The following is a 20,181-nucleotide window of genomic DNA, read 5'->3' on the forward strand; positions in this document are numbered from 1 at the left end:
GGGGCCGGTGTGCCTGGTTACCACGCCATAGCCTTTTGCAGCACATCAAAGCCCTGGCCAGAGCACTTGGCAGCCCAAAATCAACAGAAAAACTCGCTTCGCTCCGCCTTCGACCAATTGCCGTGAAATATTCGGGCTAGAAGCCAAGTGCAGCTGAGGTCGGCAGCTGTGCAGATACCGTGGAACTTGGTGGGGAGCGCCCGCTATGCTCAAGAAGCCGACCCACCAATGCAAACGCGGCCCCATGGCCGCGTTGATTCGACAGCGCACGCGCCTCGCAGGGCGCATGCACAAACCGCCTCGTATAAGGTTGCCCAAGGGGAAGTCACCATCGGGCAGGCGGTTACTGGAGATCTTGGGCGGTATTTCAGCAGGTTGCTCGCGTGCAAGCGAAAGCAGAATTAACTGGAATTCCGCATCACTCCCCCGATTCATCTACTGATACGTCAAGCCGCCTATTTCTCGAAATAGTAGCCCGAGCGCTGATAGCAGGTGCCGTTCTTTGTAGGGCCAAGATTCGTTATGGAGACCGCTGTTGTCGCGCTGCCTTCCTTAGGGTATCCTGAAGCGCAAACGCCAAACTTGTAGTTGTACTTACCTTGAGTCCAAAACGTTGCAACGAAGATTAGGCTATAGAAGCGTTCGTCTGAAGTCATCATGGCTGCCGCGTCGGTTTCTCTGTCTGGCAACCGTAATTTCGACTTTAGAAGGGCAAGCTCACTTGAATTGAGCGTTTCTCGATAGTTGTCAAAAGTTCGGCGTGGGAACAAATTCTGGTTGTAAGGCTCGCCTTGCATGTTGGGAATACTGGACCTCTCAAAAGGATAGAAGATTTCCAGCATCGTATCGCCGGTTGTGGACTCTGCCATGAAGAGCGTCGACGAATCTAGCGATTCAAGAGAGTTGATAACCGTACACACCGTGACGGGGTTGCCCCTTGTGGCGATTCCTGTTGAGCTCACGTTGGAGATGATTCCCGGGCGGTTGTTGACCGGATAGCACTCGGGTTGCGCGAAGGAAATTCCCGCGCAAGCTGACAGCAGCGTCACAAAGAGGCGTTTCATTGAGTTCTCTGTTGGAGTAAAAGCCCCCTGCGAGCACTGGCACAGGATGGATTGATGTTGGAGTTTACGCGTTTCCTGCTGCAGCTGCCGCGCATTTCCCAAGGCGGTGGGCTCAAGTAGAGGAGCTCTTTTTGGATCACAAATTTGCGATGTTGCACCAATAGTAAAAACTCAACCGTAGCCTTGTGGGCTACGTTGAGCCATGCATTTTGTCAATCCGTTGCGCGTGCATTGCCACGACGTTTGGCACTGCAACTCGAAACCGGGGATGCCCTCCGATTTATTGCATGCCGCACACCGATTTGTAACAGGTTGTCGGAATGCTGGTCTGCTGATGCTAGCTGCGAACGCTCAATCCCATAAAACGTCCGACAAGCGAACTTTTTTGAGGCCCCCAAGAGGTGAGTGACCATGAGGCAGGCGGCCAATAGAGTTTTTGAGTTTTGCAGCAGGCTGCTACTCGACCTTTGCCTTGGTGCGGAGGTCTTCCTGGAACTTTGACAGCTTTTGCTGCTGCAACTGCTGAGCCACCTGGGGCTTCACTTCTTCTAGTTTAGGCAACTCGGCCTGGCGCACGTCGTCCAGACGGATCACGTGCCAGCCAAACTGGCTTTTCACCGGAGTTTCGGTCATCTTGCCCTTTTCAAGCTTGACCATGGCTTCCGTGAACTCGCTCACATAGCTCGACGGGCTTGCCCAGTCCAGATCACCACCGTTGGCGCCGGACCCTGGGTCCTTGGACTGCTTCTTGGCAATGTCTTCAAACTTTGCGCCCTTTTTGATCGAGGCGATGATGGCTTTGGCATCGGATTCCTTCTCGACCAGGATGTGGCGGGCCTTGTATTCCTTGCCGCTGTTGGCGGCTACGAACTTGTCGTACTCCGCCTGGACTTCGGCGTCGGTCACCGGGTTCTTCTTCTGGAAATCCGTGAAGAGTTCACGGATCAGGATGCTCTGACGGGCAAGCTCCATCTGCGACTTGTACTCAGATGACGCATCGAGGCCGCGCTTTTGCGCTTCCTGCATGAAAATCTCCCGCGCGATGACTTCCTCTTTGATCTGCCCTTCAATATCCGGGGTGATCGGACGACCCGAGCGCTCGATCTGCTGCTTGAGGGCTTCGACACGTTCCTTGGGCACGGCCTTGCCGTTCACGATGGCGACGTTCTGGGCGAACACGGGCAGGGCCAACGAGCCCAGCACGGCAGCGGCCACGAGGCCGGACAGGAGCTTTTTCTTCATGCGAAATCCAAAATAAGAGAAGAGTGATTTACCGGCCAAGCGCCAGCCCATGGTGAGTTGGTCGCCGGATCAGAGAATTTCAATGGCCAGGGCGTGGACGCCTGCGTCCAGGAATTCTTGCAAAGCATCATACACAAGCCGATGCTGGGCCACGCGGCGCTGTCCGGTGAACAAAGGCGAGGCGATGCGTACCCTGAAATGGGTGCCCATTCCGGTGCCGTTGGCTCCGGCGTGGCCGGCATGGTCTGCGCTTTCGTCCAGCACCTCCAGAAATGAAGGCTTCAGGCGCGCAGCCAGCGCCTCGTGCATCTGCTGCGCTAGCGGTGGAGTGATCGTCATGCGGTGAGGGTTTGCTCAGGCTGCAGGCTCATCACCTTTGAGGTGCGGCGCGATGTAAATGCCCTGGCCCACCAGAAAAACCAGCGGGAACACATAGCCCCAGAGCTTGAAGTTCACCCAGGCTTCGGTGGAAAAATTCATGACCACATACGCGTTGATGGCCGACATAAAGGCGCAGTAAGCGATCCAGGCGATGTTCAGCCGCAACCACACGGAGTCAGGCAGCCCCAGCTGGCCTCCCAGCAGCATTTTGAGGAAGTTCCTGCGAAATGCCCATAGCGCGATTGCCAGTGCCAGTGACATTGCTCCGTACAGCACGGTGGGCTTCCACTTGATGAACCGTTCGTCCTGCAAGACCAGCGTGAGCGTGCCAAACAGCAGAATCAGCACCAGCGTGGCCTTGTGCATGGTCTGCAGCCGCCGATCGATGGCGTAGATAAGGCCCATTTGCGCCACCGTAGCCGCCATCAGCACAGCCGTGCCGACGTAGATGTCATAGAGCTTGTAGGCGCCGAAAAAAAGCAGGATGGGGAAAAAGTCGATCAGGATTTTCATGAAATCATCAAAAGTGCTCAGCGCTTGACCGCCTCGAAGTCTAACGACGCCGAGTTCATGCAATACCGCAGGCCGGTGGGCGCGGGGCCGTCTTCAAAGACATGCCCAAGGTGAGCCCCGCATTGTGCACAGACTGTTTCGGTGCGAACCATGCCATGGCTGCGGTCCACGATCTCGGTGATGGCGCCAGTCATGGCTTGCGAGAAGCTGGGCCAGCCACAGCCTGCGTCGAACTTGGTTTCGGAGTCAAACAGCTTCGCGCCGCAGCAGATGCAGTGGTAGCTGCCATCAGCCCAGTGGGCTTCATATTTGCCGGTGAACGGCCTTTCGGTAGCAGCGCGGCGGGTGACCTGCAGGGCCGCGGGCTCGGCGCCCTTGTCGCGCAGGATCGCTTGCCACTCGGACTCTGTTTTCTGGATCGGGAAGGTCATGATGAACAGCTGATTTCGATGGACGAAGCCCAGTCGGGCGGAAAGTCGGCGTAGGCCTCGTGGGCCGGGTGCTCGTCAAACGGGCGCTCCAGCAGGCGCTGCAATGTGTGGACTTCAGAAAAGTCGCCAAGTTTCGCAGCCCGGATGGCTTGTTCGCCCAGATGGTTGCGCAAGACGTACTTGGGATTGGTTTTTAGCATCAAATTGGCCGATCGCGCCTGATCAGACTGGTTTATTCGCTCTGAATACGATAGCAACCACTGATCGAATGCCGCACGGTGTGCAAACAGGTCTCTGACCGGTTCAAACTGGCTTGTTTGTACGGCCTGGGCGAGGCGTCGCCAGAAGATGGTGTAGTCCACGCCATTGCGCGCCAGAAGCAGCAAGATGCCGTCAACCAGCTCCGAATCCCCTGGGTGCGGCTGCAAAAGTCCAAGTTTGTCGCGCATACGGGCTACGAACGCCTCAGGAAACACGGTTTTGAAGGACTCCAGCGCCTCCTTGGCAAGTTCCTGGTCGCCAATGAGTGGCAGCAATGCCTGCGCCAGGCAGAACATGTTCCAGTAAGCCACGTTGGGCTGGCGGTTAAAAGCGTAGCGGCCCTGCGAATCGCTGTGATTGCACACGTGACCCGGCACGAAGGCATCCAGAAACTGGAATGGGCCGTAGTCGATGGTCAGCCCCAGGATGCTCATGTTGTCGGTGTTCATCACACCGTGGCAAAAGCCCACCGACTGCCACGCTGCCATGAGGGTGGCGGTGCGCTCGCTCACTGCCTTGAGCAGGGCTGCGTAGGCGTTGCCGCCAAACGACTGTGGCGCCCGGCATTGCGGGTAGTAGCGATCGATCACGTAGTCGGCCAATTGCCGCAGCGGTGCATCATGGCCGGTGGCGGCAAAGTGCTCAAAGTGGCCGAAGCGAACAAAGCTGGGTGCCACGCGCGTGACCACGGCGGCTGTTTCAATCTCTTCGCGCCGCACTGGGGCAGGTGATGCAGTGATGCACAGGGCGCGCGATGTAGGGATGCCCAGCCCGTGCATGGCTTCGCTGCACAGGAACTCGCGAATGCTCGAGCGCAGCACAGCCCTGCCGTCTCCCATGCGGGAGTAGGGCGTCAGGCCCGCGCCTTTGAGCTGCACCTCCCATCCACCAGCCGTCTCGCCCAGAAGAATGGCCCGGCCATCGCCCAACTGCCCGGCCCACACGCCAAACTGGTGCCCGCTGTACACGCTGGCCAGCGGGCGCGCGCCTGCCAGGAGCGCATTGCCAGTGAACGCCTGCAGAGCGGCGTCGCCGCACATCTGTGCCTCGGTCAGGCCCAGTAACCCGGCCACCTGGGCACTGGTGCTCACCCAGCGGGGAGAGGGCAGCGGAGTAGGCCGCAGATCAGTGTAGAAGTCGGGGCCGAGGGCGGCAAAGCCGTGATTCCACGCCAGACCAAGGTCTGCGGTCATGGTGTTGTCTGAGGGCAGGAACATCGAAGTAATTGTCTCGCAGGGGGGATGTCCCGGCTTGCTGGGGGGCATGCGTCCACACACAGCATCGCTATCGCATCGCAACGTGTCCCGGGCGCGGCGGGCCACGGCGAACGGCATGTTGCACGTTTCAATCCCCTGCAGTGGCCGTCAGATAAGCGTCCAGCGCCCCGTCGTCCATGATGGCCACGCGGCCGAAATCCAGCGAGACAATGCCCAGCCCCTCTAGCGCGCGAAGCACACGGTTGACCGTCTGGCGCGACAGGCCGACCAGTTGGCCCAGTTCTTCCTGGGTCAGGTTCAACCTGCGCGTGCTGCGCCAAAACATCCGGCTCAGATACAGCGCCACGCGGTGCTCGGGCGACCGCACACGGCCCGCTTCGATGATGCCCATGGCCTGACCCAGACGAAGGTTCATGTGACGCACCAGGAATTGGTTGAAGGCGAGACTGGTGTCCAGCAGGGTGTTGAACAGCGTCGAAGGCAGGCACAACATCACGGTAGGGCGAAGCGCAATCACGTCATACCTGCGTGGCTCGCCTTTGATGGCAGAGCCCTCGCCAAACCACTCCCCGTCAGGAATCCCGATAAACGCCGAGGCGCGCTGCCGCGGGTCCGTCGGGCTGCGCAGCAACGCAAGGCCAGAAAGCACGGCATACCAGCCTTGCACGGGCGCTCCGGCTGCAAGCATCACCTCTCCCTTGGCACCTTCGTGCTCGTAAACACCATGACGAACCTGGCTTTGCAGATCTGTGTCGAGGCTGGCAAACCAGCGCTGGCCGGTGATGAAGCGCTCGGCCTGGGAGAGTGAATTGAACATGGTGCGATTTTCGCCCCGACCGGCGGGGTGGGAAAACCCGAGGTAAATGTCAACTTGGCGACAGGTGTTGGCGTGCACTGAGTTGGCCCATATGCTTTTTGCTCCACTCACCGAGTGGGTCATGAGTGGATTGCGACCGAGTGCCTCTACCGGAATTCTCACCGCCGCACCATGACCGCAGCACGGCGGCGTCACCCCAGTGGCCATGCAAGCGGTCTGGTCCCCCTTTTCGTCATCGCTTCCCAGACCGCTATTCGCGCTTTTCACCATGCTCATCAGCCGCCTTTCAGTTGGCCTGCGCCTCGGCCTCTCGTTTGTCAGCATCCTGGTCATCACGGTGCTGATTGCTGCCACCGGCTTTTGGCGTATCGGCAATCTGCAGGAAGCGGCTGAGCGTGTGGCCACACAGGAAATCGAGCAGCAATCGCTGGTGGAGAACTGGACCTCGGATATCCGCCTGAACTGGGTGCGTACCGAGGCCTTCCTCAAGGCCATCGACCCGGCATACATGGAAAAGCTCACGGCCGATACGCAGGCCACAGCCAAGCAAACTGAGGAAAAGGTGCGCCGTATTGAGGCCCTGGTGCAAAGCGACAAGGGCCGCAGCCAACTCGAGTCCATCGCGCAGGCGAGCAAGACCTACGATGACAAGGTCGTAGAAATCCGCGAGCTGCACCGCGGCGGCGAGCCCAATGTGCCGACCATGGTGGACAAAGAGCTGCGCCCGCTGGCCGACCAATACCTTCAGTTGCTCGATGTGCTGCGGAGCACGATGGCCGAGGAGCTGGCCAAGGGCCAACAGGAAGCGTCGTCACTGGCCCAGGCCAGCCGGATGCTGTTGGGCATCGGTACGCTGATTGCAGTGGCATTGAGCGCGTTGCTGGCGTGGATCGTTACGCGTTCCATCGTGAAACCGGTGCTGCTGGGCAAGCAGGCTGCAGAACGCATTGCAGACGGTGACTTGACCCATCCGATTTCGGCAGAGGGCAGCGACGAGGCCGCGCAATTGCTCCAGGCCCTGACCACCATGCAGCAGCGACTGGCCACCATCGTGGGCAACGTGCGTATGGGGGCAGAGGGCGTGGCAACCGCCAGCGCCGAAATCGCCTCGGGCAACAACGACCTGTCGGCACGCACTGAACTGCAGGCCGGTGCGCTGGAAGAAACCGCTGCTTCGATGGAAGAGCTGGGTGCCACCGTGCGGCAAAACGCCGAGAACGCCCGCGCCGCCAACCAGCTCGCCATGAAAGCATCCGCCGTAGCCAGCCAGGGCGGGCAGGTGGTGGCCGAGGTGGTCGAGACCATGAAAGGCATCAACGCCAGCAGCAACAAGATCGCCGACATCATCGGCGTGATCGACGGCATCAGCTTTCAGACCAACATCCTGGCGCTCAACGCTGCGGTGGAAGCGGCCCGCGCCGGCGAGCAGGGCCGTGGATTTGCCGTGGTGGCCAGCGAGGTACGCAGCCTGGCCGGGCGCAGTGCCGAGGCCGCCAAGGAGATCAAGGGTCTGATCATGGCCAGCGTGGAGCGGGTAGAAAAAGGATCGCAGCTGGTCGATAAGGCCGGCGTCACCATGAGCGAGGTGGTGGACGCCATCCGGCGCGTGACGGATATTGTGGGTGAGATCAGCGCGGCCAGCGGTGAGCAGAGCCAGGGGGTGGCCCAGGTTGCCGAAGCGATCACCCATATGGACCAGACCACACAGCAAAACGCCGCGCTGGTAGAAGAAAGCGCCGGGGCTGCTGATAGCCTGAAATTGCAGGCGGCACAGCTGGTGGATGCGGTAGCTGTGTTCCGTATCGGCACCGTGAGCGACGGCGTGGCAAAAGCCGGTAGACCCTCGTCACAGGGCTCAACGTCCGTGCGCACTACCCGCAGCCAGGATGCTGCGGGTTCTCAGAGGCTGTTGGCCCGGTAATCCCCCCTTTTTTTGCGAGCACGTGCAGATGGTTGTGGCCAGAAACCGCAGGGGAAAACCCTCGATAAATGTCACCGGGGCGACAGCTGTTGCTGCGCTCTGGGTTGGTCAGCACACTACCCCGCTGAGGAGCGCGGTACGCGCAAGTCGCGGGATGTTTTTGTGATGAAGGAGAGGCGAGTGCTGAGTAAGAGAGACTTTTTGGGGACGCTGGGTATCGCGGCGCTATCTCCCTGGGCCGCAGCGCAAACCGTCCCCGGCGTGAGCAGCAAAGAGATTGTGCTCGGTCAGTCGCTGGAACTGACCGGTCCGCTTCGAGAGATGTCGCCAGATATGGTCAGCGCCACTCAGGTTTACCTGGATGCGGTCAATGCGCAAGGCGGTGTGCATGGCCGTCGCATCCGGATGGTGACGATGGACGACGGCTACCAGCCGGCCAACACGGCCAAAAACGTCGCCAGCATGATGGAAGACAGCGGCGTTTTTGCCTTGTGTAATCTCACGGGCACCGCCAACGTGGCCGCCATATTGCCCTTGCTCGCGCAGCAAAGCCCTCCGTTGCCATTGATCGCTCCGTTCACGGGTGCTGACCTGGTGCGTACGCCTGCGATAGCGCATGTGTTCAACATTCGCGCCAGCTATGCCGATGAGGCTGAAAAGCTGGTGCAACACCTGACCACGCTCGGGGTCTTGCGCATTGGGGTTCTATGGGTCAACAACGGATTTGGCAAGGACGGGCTTGCAGGTGTTCGCAAGTCGATGGAAAAGCGCGGGCACAAGCTGCAGGCCGATGCCCCCATTCAGGCAGACGCTTCGGATGTACAGCAGGCTGTGACCAGTCTGAGCCGCAGCGGCCCCGATGCCGTCATCATGATCACGGCCGGTGCCCCCACCGTGGCCTTCATCAAGGCCTACCGCACCATGAATCGTGCGACGCGCTTTTACACGCTGTCCGTGATGGGGACTCAGGCGACCGTTCGCGCGCTGGGTCCGGAAGGTGTGGGTGTCGTTGTGACCACCGTCGTTCCTCTTCCATGGAGCCAAAGCATGCCCCTCGCACGCGAGTACCGAACCGCGTTGATGCAAGCGGGTTTTCCTCAAAACATCTCGCTGATCGGGATGGAGGCCTACTTGAACATCAAGGTGCTTGTAGAAGGGTTGCGTCGCGCCGGAAAAGACCTCACGCGCGCCCGCTTCATGGAGGGGCTCGAGTCGATGCGGCGCATGGATTTCGGCGGCTTCGAGGTGGACTTTGGGCGGGGTGGTCGTCAGGGCTCGCGCTTTGTCGATCTGACCATCATCGGCCACGGTGAAAAGTTCATCCGTTAGACCAAGCGTCATAGCGTATTAATCATTATCAAAGGAGCACCCATGCTGGGCCTCATGCAAAGCCAACCGCTGCTCATCTCTTCGCTGATCGAGTTCGCAGAGCGCCACCACGGCGATGCTGAAATCGTTTCGCGCAGGGTGGAGGGCGACATCCATCGCTACACGTATCGTGACTTGGCTGCACGCTCGCGCAGGCTGGCGCGTGCGCTTGACGCATTGAAGCTGTGGTTCAGCGACCGCGTGGCGTCGCTGGCGTGGAACGGCTACCGCCACATGGAGATGTACTTCGGCGTGAGTGGTTCCGGCCGCGTGTTGCACACCGTCAACCCGCGCCTGCATCCGGACCAGATTGCCTGGATCATCAACCATGCTGAAGACCAGGTCCTGTGTTTTGACATGACCTTTCTGCCGTTGATACAGGCCGTGCACGCGCGTTGCCCGACGGTGAAAAAGTGGGTGGCCTTGTGCGATGGTGACCAACTGCCCCTCGACTCTGGCGTGCCGGGTCTATCGAGCTATGAGGACTGGATTGGCGCCTATCCGGCGGACTATGCATGGCCCGAGTTTGACGAGAACTCGGCTTCCAGCATGTGCTACACCAGCGGCACCACCGGCAATCCCAAGGCGGCTTTGTACAGCCATCGCTCGACCACCCTGCATGCCTACGCGGCGGCGCTGCCGGACGTGATGTGTCTGTCGGCGCGCGACTCGGTGTTGCCCGTTGTGCCCATGTTCCATGTCAATGCCTGGGGCATTCCTTACTCAGCAGCGCTCACGGGTTGCAAGCTGGTGTTTCCGGGCCCTGCCATGGATGGCAAGTCGATCTATGAACTCATCGAGTCCGAGAAGGTGAGCTACGCCGCCGGTGTGCCCACGGTGTGGCAAATGATGTTGAGCCACATGAAGCCCGCGGGCCTGAAGTTCTCGCACCTGCGGCGCACTGTGATCGGCGGGTCGGCCTGCCCACCCGCCATGATCCATGCCTTCAAAGAGGACTACGGCGTGGAGGTTCTGCACGCCTGGGGCATGACCGAAATGAGCCCGCTGGGGACCCTGTGCACTCTCAAGAACAAGCATCTTGGATTGCCCAAGGACGAACAGATGAAGATCATGCAAAAGCAGGGTCGTGCCATCTACGGTGTGGACATGAAGATTGTGGGTGGCGATGGCGAGGAACTGCCCTGGGACGGCAGGAAATACGGCGACCTGATGGTCAGAGGCCCCTGGATTGTGGGCAGCTACTTCAAGGGCGAGGGTGGCGACCCCCTCGTCAAAGACGCGCAGGGCCGAGGCTGGTTTCCCACGGGGGATGTTGCCACGATCGACGCCGATGGTTTCATGCAGATCACCGACCGCAGCAAGGACGTGATCAAGTCTGGCGGCGAGTGGATCAGCTCGATCGACATCGAGAACATCGCCATGGCGCATCCGGCGGTTGCCATGGCCGCCTGTGTGGGCATGCCGCATCCCAAGTGGGACGAGCGCCCCATCGTGGTCGTGGTCAAGCGGCCGGGCGCAGCAGTGACGCGCGAAGAGCTGCTGGCGTTCTACCAAGGCAAGACGGCCCGGTGGCAGATTCCGGATGACGTGGTGTTCGTCGATGCCATTCCGCTCGGTGCCACCGGAAAGATGCTCAAGACCAAACTGCGCGAGCAGCTCCAGGATTACAGGCTTCCAGGCCTGTGATGAGGGCAGGGCACGGCGCGTTGGCATGCAATTGCGCTAGCACGTTTTCCATAGTGCCCTGACCTGGCGCGCACTCGGTCGAGTGTGGCGCCTCTCACGTATGCGACACCTCTGGGAGCAATCCCCGGGCATCGCTTTGTTTCAACGCGGCGCGTTGCGTTCTACCGATTGACAAGGAAAACCATGAAATTTGCTATTAAGGCTGTAGCAGCATCTGTAATTTTGGCAAGCGCTTGTGGCGCTTTTGCTCAACAAGGCGAGACCGTCAAGATCGCCATGATTGATGCCTTTTCTGGCCTCATGGCCACGATTGGCTCGAACCAGCTCAAGAGCATCCAGTTCCTCGCCGAAGAGTTCAACAAAAAGAATGCCGCAGGCGTCAAGTTTGAAATCATCAGCATCGACAACAAGTTGAGCCCGCAGGAAACCAACAGCGCCGTGCGCTCTGCCTTGGACCAGGGCGTGCGCTACATCGTTCAGGGCCTCGGCTCGGGCCCTGCGCTGGCCATCATGGACTCGCTGGAAAAGCACAACGCCCGAAACCCTGGCAAGGAAGCGGTGTTCCTGAACTATGCAGCGGTAGACCCTGATCTGACCAACAGCAAGTGCAGTTTCTGGCACTTCCGCCTCGACGCAGACACCTCGATGAAGATGGAAGCGCTCACGACCTACATGAAAGATATTCCCGAGATCAAAAAGGTCTATCTGATCAATCAAAACTACTCGCACGGCCACCAGGTTTCAAAGTTCGCCAAGGAAATGATGCAGCGCAAGCGCCCCGATGTGCAGTTCGTGGGCGACGACCTCCACCCGCTGGCCCAGGTGCGCGACTTCTCACCCTATATCGCTAAGATCAAGCAGTCGGGCGCGGACAGCGTGATCACCGGCAACTGGGGGTCCGACCTTGCGCTGCTGATCAAGGCCGCCAATGATGCGGGCCTGAACAACGTCAACTTCTACACCTACTACGCATCCTTCCCTGGCGCCCCCACCGCCATCGGTTCCGGCTCTCCCGGCCGCGTGTACCAGGTGCTCTTTTCCCACATCAACATGCCTGGCCCAATGAACCCGCTAGTGATCGAGTTCAGGAAAAAGTTCAACGAAGATTTGACCATGGGGTCCCTGTATCACACGTTCGTCTTGCTGAGCGAAGCGTTTGCCAAGGCCAAAACGACCGACCCCGTGAAGGTGGCTGCCACCATGTCGGGCATGAAGTTCAAGAGCTTCAACGGCGAGGTCGAAATGCGCAAAACCGACCACCAGATGCAGCAGGGCCTGTTCATCAGCAAGTGGGAAAAGGCGGGCGGCAAGTTTCCGATCGACGCGGAGGGAACCGGCTATACCTTTGTGCCCGTGAAGTACTACGAGCCCTTTGTGGCGAGCACGCCGACGTCGTGCCAGATGAAGCGTCCCTGATTGCGGGTCTGATGTGCTTGGAGGCCCGAGCCAATCGGGCCTTTTTCCTCTGAAGTGAAAAATTCCAATGAATCTTGAGTTTTTCGTTATCTCGTTGCTGAACGGCGTGAGCTATGGGCTCTTGCTGTTCATGCTGAGTTCGGGCCTCACGCTGATTTTCAGCATGATGGGTGTGCTTAACTTTGCTCACGCCAGCTTTTACATGCTGGGTGCGTATTTTGCGTTCACCATCTCCGAGGTGATCGGCTTTTGGCCCGCACTGGTGCTGGCCCCGCTCGTCGTGTTCGCGCTTGGCGCTGCGTTTGAGCGATATTGCCTGCGCCGTGTGCACAAGTTCGGGCATGTGCCGGAGCTGCTGGTCACCTTTGGTCTGTCCTACCTTATTTTGGAGGTGGTGCAATTGGTTTGGGGCCGCTCCACCGTGCCTTATGGCCTGCCCGAGGAACTGCAGGGCCCGTTGTTTTCTCTGTACGGCACCCAATTCCCCAGGTCGCGCTCGTTCGTGATGCTGGTTGCACTGCTGATGCTGGTGTCGGTGTGGCTGCTGCTGACGCGCACGCGCATTGGCCTCGTGATCCGGGCGGCCCTCAAGTATCCCGAGATGGTGGAGGCGCTGGGCCATAACGTGCCGCGCGTGTTCATGCTGGTTTTTGGTGGCGGCGCTGCCCTGGCCGGTCTGGCGGGTGTGATTGGTGGCAACACCTACATCACCGAACCTGCCATGGCTGCATCGGTCGGCTCCATCATTTTCGTGGTGGTGGTGGTGGGCGGAATGGGCTCGCTGGCGGGCGCCTTTTTGGCGTCACTGCTGATTGGCCTGGTGCAGACGTTCGCCGTGGCGCTGGACTACTCGCTCGTCCATGTACTCAAGGCGGTGGGCATTGCAGTGACCGACCAGACCTTCGGCTACCCGCTGCTCAAGCTGACGATCTCGCAGGTGGCGCCCATCCTGCCGTACCTGTTCCTGGTGCTGATCCTGATCTTCCGCCCCAAGGGCCTGCTGGGCACCCGGGAGGACTGACGACATGAATTCCAACTCGACAATAACATCTGCGGGCGCCAGCGTGGCCTCGCACTACCGGTTCAAGCCCTGGAACGTGGGGCGGTTTGTGATCTGGAGCCTGTTTGCCATCGTCCTGATGGTGGCACCCATGGTGTTTCGCAGCAGCCTGGCGCTCACCATGCTGTCGCAGATGGGCTACCTGATCATCATTTGCCTGTCGTACAACATTCTGCTGGGGCAGGGCGGCATGCTGAGCTTTGGCCATGCGGTGTACACGGGGCTCGGCTCGTTCATTGCCATCCACGCCATGAACATGGCCACCAAGGGATCCTTTGCGATACCGCTGGTGTTCATTCCCATCATCGGCGGACTGGCTGGAGCCTTCTTTGCCATCGTGTTGGGCTTTGTCACCACCAAGAAGTCAGGCACGACGTTTGCCATGATCACCCTGGGTATCGGAGAGCTGGTGGCATCGATGGCGCTGATGTTCCCTGAGTTCTTCGGGGGCGAGGGTGGCATCACCACCAATCGGGTGTACGGCACACCTTTGTTTGGCATCACGTTCGGCCCGGCCATCCATGTGTACTACCTCATTGCCGCGTACTGCTTTGTCTGCACGGCGGCCATGTTTGCCTTCACGGGGACTCCCCTGGGACGCATCCTGAACGCGGTGCGTGACAACCCAGAGCGCGTGGAGTTCATTGGCTACAACACGCAGCGCGTGCGCTATCTGGCCTTCATCATCGCGGGCTTTTTCGCGGGCATCGGCGGCGGCTTGGCCGCGATCAACTTCGAGATCATCACCGGGGCAGACAGCCTCAGTGTGCTCCGCTCGGGGGGCTACCTGCTGTTCACGTTCCTTGGTGGGGCCACATTTTTCTTCGGCCCCATCATCGGCGCCGTGCTGCTGGTGCTGGCATCGGTGCTGCTGTCCGAGCTGTCCAAGGCCTGGCTGCTCTACCTCGGGCTCGTGTTCCTGTTCATGGTGATGTTTGCGCCTGGCGGCATTGCCAGCCTGGTCATGATGAACCTGCGCTTGGCCAAGTTCGGCAAGTTGGGGCGGTTGTGGGTGTCTTACCTGGCGCTGGCGGGTGCCGCACTGGTGGGCGTGATGGGGGCAGCCTGCATGATCGAGATGACGTACCACCTGCAACTCAACGCGGCGCTCGGGCCCCAGCTCAGCTTCCTGGGGGCCACGCTCGATGCGAAGGGGCTGGCGAGCTGGGTTGGCGCCATCGTTGTGATGGTGACGGGCTTTGGGTTGTTTGAATGGTGCCGCCGGCAATTTGTGCGCCAGTGGAGCACGATCCAGGAAGAAATCGAGCATCAGATCCAACGTGGGGAGGCGCTTTAATCATGGCGGCTGACAACGCAACCCACCACGCCTACGCACTCGAACTGCGCGACCTGCGCAAGAGTTTCGGCAAGACGGAGATCATTCGGGGCGCCAATCTGGGCGTGGCACCCGGCGAGCGCGTGGCCATCATTGGCCCCAATGGGGCTGGAAAGTCCACGCTGTTCAATCTGATCAGTGGCCGATTTGCGCCCACCAGCGGCGACGTGATCCTCAATGGCCAACGTATCAACGGCTTGCCACCGTATGAGATCAACCGCCAGGGACTGTCACGCAGTTTCCAGATCACCAACATCTTTCCCAAGCTGTCGGTGTTTGAGAACCTGCGCTGCGGCGTCCTTTGGAGCATGGGCTACAGGTACACCTTTCTGCGCTTCTTGTCGGGTCTGCACGATGCCAACCGCCGCGCAACCGAGCTGATGGAGATGATCAAGCTTGACCACAAGCGTGACATCCTGGCCATGAATCTCACGTATGCCGAGCAGCGGGCCCTGGAGATCGGCATCACCATTGCTGGCGGCGCTAACGTCATCCTGCTGGACGAGCCCACCGCAGGCATGAGCAAGAGCGAGACCACACGGTTCATCCACCTCATCAAGGAGGTCACGGAAGGCCGCACGCTGCTCACGGTGGAGCATGACATGGGCGTGGTGTTCGGGCTGGCCGACAAGATTGCAGTGGTGGTGTACGGCGAGGTGATTGCCTTTGACACGCCGGAGAAGGTGCGTGCCAACCAGCGCGTGCAGGAGGCCTACCTCGGGTCCGCAGTGGCCGAACAGCAGGCAGGGGGACATTAGAAATGCTCAAGATCGACAACCTGCACGCCTTCTACGGCAAAAGCCACGTGCTGCACGGCGTCACGTTTGACGTGCAGCCCGGTGAAATCGTAGCCCTGCTGGGCCGCAACGGATCGGGCCGCTCGACCACGGCCAAGGCCATCACGGGGCTCGTGGACTGGGAAGGAACCATCCACTGGAAGGGTCAGCCGCTTCATGGCAGGAAGGCCTACGAGATCGCGCACCTGGGTTTGGGCTATGTGCCGGAAAGCCGTGATGTGTTCCCCAATCTCACTGTCCACCAGAACCTGCTGCTGGGTCAAAAGGGCGCGGGCAAGGGCAGCCGCTGGTCGTTTGACGACATGTATGCGATGTTCCCGCGCCTCAAGGAGCGCCAGCACACCGAGGCGGGCGTGATGTCGGGGGGCGAGCAGCAGATGCTCACGCTGTGCCGCACCCTGATGGGCGACCCCGATCTCATCATCATCGACGAGCCCACAGAAGGCTTGGCGCCCAAGATTGTCGAGCTGGTAGGGCAGTACCTGCAGACCCTCAAGGCGCGCGGCGTCTCGGTGCTGCTGATCGAGCAAAAACTGACCATTGCGATGTCCATCTCGGACCGCGCACTCGTCATGGGACATGGCGTCATCGTGTTCGATGGCACGCCGGACAGCTTGCGCGCCAACAGCGATATCCGCAAGGAATGGCTGGAGGTGTAGCAGGGCGGACCCTCTGCGACGCTGCGCGCCTTCTCCCCGGGGGGAGCGCCTTCAGCGCGGTACGGCGGCCCTTGCGAGGGGCGCTGTTACTGGGTATGGCCGTTTCGCAGGCTGAGCGCTTTGCAAGGTCCAGCCATCCTCTTTCACGTTCACGTCCATCTCAGGGGCGCCCGGGTTTCGTGGCGTCTTTTTTTTGTTCCCTGGTGGAGTCTTGCAGTGACCCTAAAAACGGCAGTTGGATGCATTTGCCAGCGCTGCTGTTGGGGTGCCAGGCGAGGCGCGACGACGCGGCAGGCTCGTGCCTGTAAAGAGGAGCAACACCGCATGGCGCTCCAAAAGCGGTGCTGGCAAGTGAATAGCGCTGTCTCCCCCAAGGTGGGGCTGCAAAAACAACCCAAGGCTCGAGTCCATGCGGTGTGCGCCAAGATGACAAGCGGTCAACTGCCGTATTTAGGATCAAGGGTTCATGCGCATTGAGGGGTACGACAGGGCGTGAAAAAGCGCCCAGCCACACGAGGCGGCAGGGCGCTGGGCGCGCGAAGCGGTGCGATCAGTTCACCACCTGGGCGAGCGCTCCGGACGCATACTGGGCTGCAATGACCTGCAGGCTGTGGCCCTTGACCTTGGCTCCCTGGCCTTCGCAGCCAAACTCCAGGTAGCGCTGCTTGCAGACCTGCTTGGCTGCTTCGCGGGCGGGCTTGAGCCATTCGCGGGCGTCGAACTTGTCGGGGTTCTCGGCCAGGAACTTGCGCACCGCGCCGGTCATGGCCAGGCGAATGTCGGTGTCGATGTTGATCTTGCGCACGCCGTGCTTGATCGCCTCTTGAATCTCTTCGACCGGCACGCCGTAGGTTTCCTTCATCTTGCCACCGTACTGGTTGATGATGGCCAGCAGTTCAGCAGGCACCGATGAGGAGCCGTGCATGACCAGATGGGTGTTGGGAATGCGCTGGTGGATTTCCTTGACGCGGCTGATGGCCAGGATGTCGCCCGTGGGCTTGCGGCTGAATTTGTAGGCACCGTGGCTGGTGCCGATGGCAATGGCCAGAGCGTCCAGCTGGGTGGCCTTCACGAAGGTGGCGGCCTCCTCGGGGTCGGTGAGCATCTGGCTGTGGTCAAGCTTGCCCACGGCGCCGATGCCATCTTCCTCGCCAGCGTCGCCGGTTTCCAGGTTACCCAGGCAGCCCAGTTCACCCTCGACCGTGACGCCCAGCTTGTGGGCCATGTCCACCACCTTGCGAGTCACTTCCACGTTGTATTCAAAGCTCGATGGTGTTTTGCCGTCTTCCATCAACGAGCCGTCCATCATCACCGAGCCAAAGCCCAGGTCGATGGCGCCCTGGCAGACCTTGGGCGACGTGCCATGGTCCTGGTGCATCACCAGCGGAATGTGGGGAAACGCTTCCACGGCCGCCTGGATGAGGTGCTTGATGAAGGGCTCGCCTGCGTACTTGCGCGCGCCGGCGCTGGCCTGCAGGATGACCGGGGCGCCCACCTCGTCGGCCGCGGCCATCACGGCCTGGACCTGCTCGAGGTTGTTGACGTTAAAGGCAGGAATGCCGTAGCCGTGACTGGCAGCATGGTCGAGCAGTTCGCGCATCGAGACGAGGGGCATGGTCGTAAGGTCCGGTGGGAAGGTTGAGAAACAGAGCAGCCAGGGCATCAACGGGAACGCCGACGCGAAATCCTGCGGCCGTAACCGCGTTGTAACCCGTAATTTTAACCGCCGACCCGCCGGGGCGATGCAGGCAAATCCAGCCGGAAGCACGTCGTGAACGATGGCCTCGGCGCCACCGGGCCAAACCTGCCCCCGTGGACATCGGCGACCCGGCGCAGGATCTCATGGCCCAGGTGCAGGCTGTCCGCCGGACGGGGCGCCGGGCCGGCGGCTGCACCTGCGGGCGGGCGCTGCCCGTCGTCGCAGACCTGGACCCAGACGCCTGTGGGCGGCCCCACCCCGACCTCCACAGCAATGCGGGTGCCGTGGGGCGAGTGCTTGAGCGCGTTTTCCAACAGGTTCCGCACCGCGATGTCCAGCAGCACGGCATGGCCCTGCACGACGATCCCCGGCGGGGCCACCAGGGCCAGGTCGTCACCGCGCTGCCAGGCGGCCTGGGCGTAATCCGCACAGGCGTGGCGCACCAGCGCAGACAGATCCACGGGTGCCTTGGCCTCATGAAGCTCTGCGCGGCTGGCCCGGGCCAGCGCCAGGAGCTGATTGAGCACATGGCCGGCGCGCAGGGCATCCTGGCCGATGCGCGCGACGGCCTGCGCTTGTGCTTCAGCATCCAACCCGCCCCCGAGGGCGCTGGCCTGCAGGGCGATGGATGAAAGCGGGGTGCGCAGTTCGTGCGCCACCTCGCTGGCCAACCGCCGTTCACGCACCATGGCATCGTGCTGGCGGTCCAGCAGCGTGTTGATGGATGCCACCACCGAGGCAAATTCGCTCCAGGAGTGCCCCACCGCAAGGCGCTGCGCGCTGGCCGGATCAAGCGCGGCCACATCGGCCGACAACGCATACAACGGGCGTAGACCACGCCACAGCGCCAGGCCCAGGGCCAACGAGACCACAGGCAATAGCCACAGGCCGGGCGCGATCATCTGCTCGGCTATGTCCCGTGCAAGAGCATCCCGCTCGTCGAGTTCCACCAGCACCATGATCTTGCGGGTGTGGGAAGCGTCCCACTGCGAAAACGATCGCCATGCCGTGGCAGGCGCGCCCAGTTCGATGTTGGCAAACCCTTCAGCCTGGGCGAATGGCGGCAGCGGCGCCTTACCGCGTCGGGTCTGCAGCGCCCCCTGGGCATTCCATTGCACCACGCTGAGTGACTGCTGGTAGTCATGCATCTTCAGCCAGGCAGGGGCCGCGCGCTCGGTCACATTGGCCTCTGGGCCCGAGTCGGCCACGTGCAAATTCAGCAGCAGCCCCGCCACGCTGGCAAGATGGCCATCGGTCAGCTCATCGGCCTCGTGAACTCCCGTCCGGTAGCCCACCCAAACAAAACTGGCCCACACCACGGCCAGCGCGCCCAGTGACCAAAGCATGACATGGCGGGTGAGCGATGGCCGACGGCCTCGCGCAGGCAGGAAGGGCGCCGCGCCACTCATCACCGCCGCTCTTCCTGCGGTATGAAGTAGCCTACGCCGCGCATGGTCTGGATCAACCCGCTGCCCAGCTTGCGGCGCAGGTGGTGGATGTGCACCTCGATGGCGTTGCTCTCGATGGCCGCATCCCAGCTGTACAGGCACGCCTTGATCTGGTGGCGGGACATTACACGCCCCCGCGCCTCCAGAAGTACCAGCAGCACCGAGAATTCTCGGGGCGACAGATCCACGGGCTGCCCGTCTTGACGTACCGCGCGCAAGGCAGGGTCCAGTTCGATGTCGCCATGGCGGATCACCGGCGACGAGCGCCCGGCAGCGCGGCGCAACAGGGCGCGCAAGCGGGCATCGAGCTCGTCCATATCGAACGGCTTGCTCAGGTAGTCATCTGCGCCCTGGTCCAGGCCGGCAATGCGCTCATGGACCTGATCCCGCGCGGTGACAATCAGCACGGGCGTGGCGGGGTCGGGCAGGGCCGGATACGCGCCGCTTTGCCCAGGACTGAGGCGCAACCGCCGCACAAGCTCGGTGCCGTCCCCGTCAACCAGACCGAGATCAAGGAGCACCGCATCAAACCGCTCGACCCGCAGCGCGCTCCAGGCCTGGGCCACACGGTCGCTGACGTCCACCGCGTAGCCGCGCTGCTGAAGGTTGGCACGCAGACCGATGGCAATGCCGGGGTCGTCTTCCACCACGAGGATTCGCATGGGCGCATTGTCGCAGCGATAGACCAGCGGGGCCCGTGCACCAACGCAGCCCCCGCGGCGCTCGACGCCGGCCTTGGCTTGCGCCGCCTCTTTCGCCTCAGCCTAAAAACTGCAGTTGGATGCATTTGCCAGCGCTGCTTTTGGGGCGCCAGGCAAGGCGCGACGACGCGGCAGGCTCGTACCTGCAAGGAGGAGCAACACCGCATGGCGCTCCAAAAGCGGTGCTGGCAAGTGCATAGCGC

18 protein-coding genes are annotated in these 20,181 nt (G+C 61.2%); 8 read left to right on the forward strand and 10 right to left on the reverse strand.

All coding sequences use genetic code 11. The features are described 5' to 3' along the window. Nucleotides 1–455: 455 nt before the first annotated feature. The 7 genes from ACK543_RS01475 to ACK543_RS01505 all read right to left on the reverse strand — a co-directional run bounded on the left by ACK543_RS01475 (nt 456) and on the right by ACK543_RS01505 (nt 5,926). Entirely contained in the window at nt 456–1,064 is a 609-nt protein-coding gene (locus ACK543_RS01475; protein ID WP_409941110.1) for a hypothetical protein, read from the reverse strand. 456 nt (nt 1,065–1,520) lie between these two features. Next, complete coding sequence (locus tag ACK543_RS01480; RefSeq protein WP_409941111.1) at nt 1,521–2,306, reverse strand: peptidylprolyl isomerase; 786 nt, start codon at nt 2,304–2,306, stop codon at nt 1,521–1,523. A gap of 69 nt (nt 2,307–2,375) precedes the next feature. Then, nucleotides 2,376–2,645, reverse strand: a complete 270-nt coding sequence (locus tag ACK543_RS01485; RefSeq protein ID WP_409941112.1) for a BolA family protein — start codon at nt 2,643–2,645, stop codon at nt 2,376–2,378. A gap of 15 nt (nt 2,646–2,660) precedes the next feature. After that, entirely contained in the window at nt 2,661–3,200 is a 540-nt protein-coding gene (locus ACK543_RS01490; protein WP_409941113.1) for a septation protein A, read from the reverse strand. A 17-nt stretch (nt 3,201–3,217) separates the two neighbouring features. After that, nucleotides 3,218–3,631 (reverse strand): peptide-methionine (R)-S-oxide reductase MsrB, encoded by a 414-nt coding sequence (gene msrB, locus ACK543_RS01495; protein ID WP_409941114.1) that lies wholly within the window; start codon nt 3,629–3,631, stop codon nt 3,218–3,220. After that, entirely contained in the window at nt 3,628–5,109 is a 1,482-nt protein-coding gene (locus tag ACK543_RS01500; RefSeq protein WP_409941115.1) for a protein adenylyltransferase SelO, read from the reverse strand. The genes msrB and ACK543_RS01500 overlap by 4 nt, the downstream gene beginning before the upstream one ends. A 127-nt stretch (nt 5,110–5,236) precedes the next feature. After that, nucleotides 5,237–5,926 (reverse strand): Crp/Fnr family transcriptional regulator, encoded by a 690-nt coding sequence (locus ACK543_RS01505; RefSeq protein ID WP_409941116.1) that lies wholly within the window; start codon nt 5,924–5,926, stop codon nt 5,237–5,239. A gap of 268 nt (nt 5,927–6,194) precedes the next feature. Between ACK543_RS01505 and ACK543_RS01510 the strand changes: the two genes are divergently transcribed. From ACK543_RS01510 to ACK543_RS01545, 8 genes are all read left to right on the forward strand, one after another. Next, complete coding sequence (locus ACK543_RS01510; protein WP_409941117.1) at nt 6,195–7,847, forward strand: methyl-accepting chemotaxis protein; 1,653 nt, start codon at nt 6,195–6,197, stop codon at nt 7,845–7,847. A 180-nt stretch (nt 7,848–8,027) separates the two neighbouring features. Next, nucleotides 8,028–9,176, forward strand: a complete 1,149-nt coding sequence (locus tag ACK543_RS01515) for an ABC transporter substrate-binding protein (protein ID WP_409941118.1) — start codon at nt 8,028–8,030, stop codon at nt 9,174–9,176. 42 nt (nt 9,177–9,218) lie between these two features. Beyond that, nucleotides 9,219–10,862: a 3-(methylthio)propionyl-CoA ligase gene (locus ACK543_RS01520; RefSeq protein ID WP_409941119.1), complete on the forward strand. Its 1,644-nt coding sequence runs from the start codon at nt 9,219–9,221 to the stop codon at nt 10,860–10,862. Between the two features lie 183 nt (nt 10,863–11,045). Beyond that, nucleotides 11,046–12,278 (forward strand): branched-chain amino acid ABC transporter substrate-binding protein, encoded by a 1,233-nt coding sequence (locus tag ACK543_RS01525; RefSeq protein ID WP_409941120.1) that lies wholly within the window; start codon nt 11,046–11,048, stop codon nt 12,276–12,278. A 67-nt stretch (nt 12,279–12,345) separates the two neighbouring features. After that, entirely contained in the window at nt 12,346–13,299 is a 954-nt protein-coding gene (locus ACK543_RS01530; RefSeq protein WP_409941121.1) for a branched-chain amino acid ABC transporter permease, read from the forward strand. A gap of 4 nt (nt 13,300–13,303) precedes the next feature. After that, nucleotides 13,304–14,635 carry a branched-chain amino acid ABC transporter permease gene (locus ACK543_RS01535; protein WP_409941122.1) on the forward strand — a complete coding sequence of 444 codons (1,332 nt, stop codon included), beginning with the start codon at nt 13,304–13,306 and terminating at the stop codon, nt 14,633–14,635. A gap of 2 nt (nt 14,636–14,637) precedes the next feature. Then, the gene (locus ACK543_RS01540; RefSeq protein ID WP_409941123.1) at nt 14,638–15,432 is read left to right on the forward strand and encodes an ABC transporter ATP-binding protein; all 795 of its coding nucleotides are present in this window, start codon (nt 14,638–14,640) and stop codon (nt 15,430–15,432) included. Between the two features lie 2 nt (nt 15,433–15,434). Continuing rightward, nucleotides 15,435–16,130: an ABC transporter ATP-binding protein gene (locus ACK543_RS01545; protein ID WP_409941124.1), complete on the forward strand. Its 696-nt coding sequence runs from the start codon at nt 15,435–15,437 to the stop codon at nt 16,128–16,130. Between the two features lie 550 nt (nt 16,131–16,680). On the opposite strand, the gene fba is transcribed toward ACK543_RS01545, so the two are convergent. From fba to ACK543_RS01560, 3 genes are all read right to left on the reverse strand, one after another. Beyond that, nucleotides 16,681–17,745 (reverse strand): class II fructose-bisphosphate aldolase, encoded by a 1,065-nt coding sequence (fba, locus tag ACK543_RS01550; RefSeq protein ID WP_409941125.1) that lies wholly within the window; start codon nt 17,743–17,745, stop codon nt 16,681–16,683. A 104-nt stretch (nt 17,746–17,849) separates the two neighbouring features. Continuing rightward, the gene (locus ACK543_RS01555) at nt 17,850–19,238 is read right to left on the reverse strand and encodes a histidine kinase dimerization/phospho-acceptor domain-containing protein (RefSeq protein WP_409941126.1); all 1,389 of its coding nucleotides are present in this window, start codon (nt 19,236–19,238) and stop codon (nt 17,850–17,852) included. Next, complete coding sequence (locus ACK543_RS01560; protein ID WP_409941127.1) at nt 19,238–19,939, reverse strand: response regulator; 702 nt, start codon at nt 19,937–19,939, stop codon at nt 19,238–19,240. The genes ACK543_RS01555 and ACK543_RS01560 overlap by 1 nt, the downstream gene beginning before the upstream one ends. Nucleotides 19,940–20,181 lie beyond the last annotated feature (242 nt).

Origin of the sequence: Acidovorax sp. (genome assembly GCF_046341535.1) — a bacterium.
GTDB lineage: Bacteria > Pseudomonadota > Gammaproteobacteria > Burkholderiales > Burkholderiaceae_C > Acidovorax.

Bases quoted from the DNA above. Each gene is read 5' to 3' on its own strand.
- ACK543_RS01475 (WP_409941110.1), bottom strand. From the start codon at position 1,064: ATGAAACGCCTCTTTGTGACGCTGCTGTCAGCTTGCGCGGGAATTTCC.
- ACK543_RS01480 (WP_409941111.1), bottom strand. From the start codon at position 2,306: ATGAAGAAAAAGCTCCTGTCCGGCCTCGTGGCCGCTGCCGTGCTGGGC.
- ACK543_RS01485 (WP_409941112.1), bottom strand. From the start codon at position 2,645: ATGACGATCACTCCACCGCTAGCGCAGCAGATGCACGAGGCGCTGGCT.
- ACK543_RS01490 (WP_409941113.1), bottom strand. From the start codon at position 3,200: ATGAAAATCCTGATCGACTTTTTCCCCATCCTGCTTTTTTTCGGCGCC.
- msrB (WP_409941114.1), bottom strand. From the start codon at position 3,631: ATGACCTTCCCGATCCAGAAAACAGAGTCCGAGTGGCAAGCGATCCTG.
- ACK543_RS01500 (WP_409941115.1), bottom strand. From the start codon at position 5,109: ATGTTCCTGCCCTCAGACAACACCATGACCGCAGACCTTGGTCTGGCG.
- ACK543_RS01505 (WP_409941116.1), bottom strand. From the start codon at position 5,926: ATGTTCAATTCACTCTCCCAGGCCGAGCGCTTCATCACCGGCCAGCGC.
- ACK543_RS01510 (WP_409941117.1), top strand. From the start codon at position 6,195: ATGCTCATCAGCCGCCTTTCAGTTGGCCTGCGCCTCGGCCTCTCGTTT.
- ACK543_RS01520 (WP_409941119.1), top strand. From the start codon at position 9,219: ATGCTGGGCCTCATGCAAAGCCAACCGCTGCTCATCTCTTCGCTGATC.
- ACK543_RS01525 (WP_409941120.1), top strand. From the start codon at position 11,046: ATGAAATTTGCTATTAAGGCTGTAGCAGCATCTGTAATTTTGGCAAGC.
- ACK543_RS01530 (WP_409941121.1), top strand. From the start codon at position 12,346: ATGAATCTTGAGTTTTTCGTTATCTCGTTGCTGAACGGCGTGAGCTAT.
- ACK543_RS01535 (WP_409941122.1), top strand. From the start codon at position 13,304: ATGAATTCCAACTCGACAATAACATCTGCGGGCGCCAGCGTGGCCTCG.
- ACK543_RS01540 (WP_409941123.1), top strand. From the start codon at position 14,638: ATGGCGGCTGACAACGCAACCCACCACGCCTACGCACTCGAACTGCGC.
- ACK543_RS01545 (WP_409941124.1), top strand. From the start codon at position 15,435: ATGCTCAAGATCGACAACCTGCACGCCTTCTACGGCAAAAGCCACGTG.
- fba (WP_409941125.1), bottom strand. From the start codon at position 17,745: ATGCCCCTCGTCTCGATGCGCGAACTGCTCGACCATGCTGCCAGTCAC.
- ACK543_RS01555 (WP_409941126.1), bottom strand. From the start codon at position 19,238: ATGAGTGGCGCGGCGCCCTTCCTGCCTGCGCGAGGCCGTCGGCCATCG.
- ACK543_RS01560 (WP_409941127.1), bottom strand. From the start codon at position 19,939: ATGCGAATCCTCGTGGTGGAAGACGACCCCGGCATTGCCATCGGTCTG.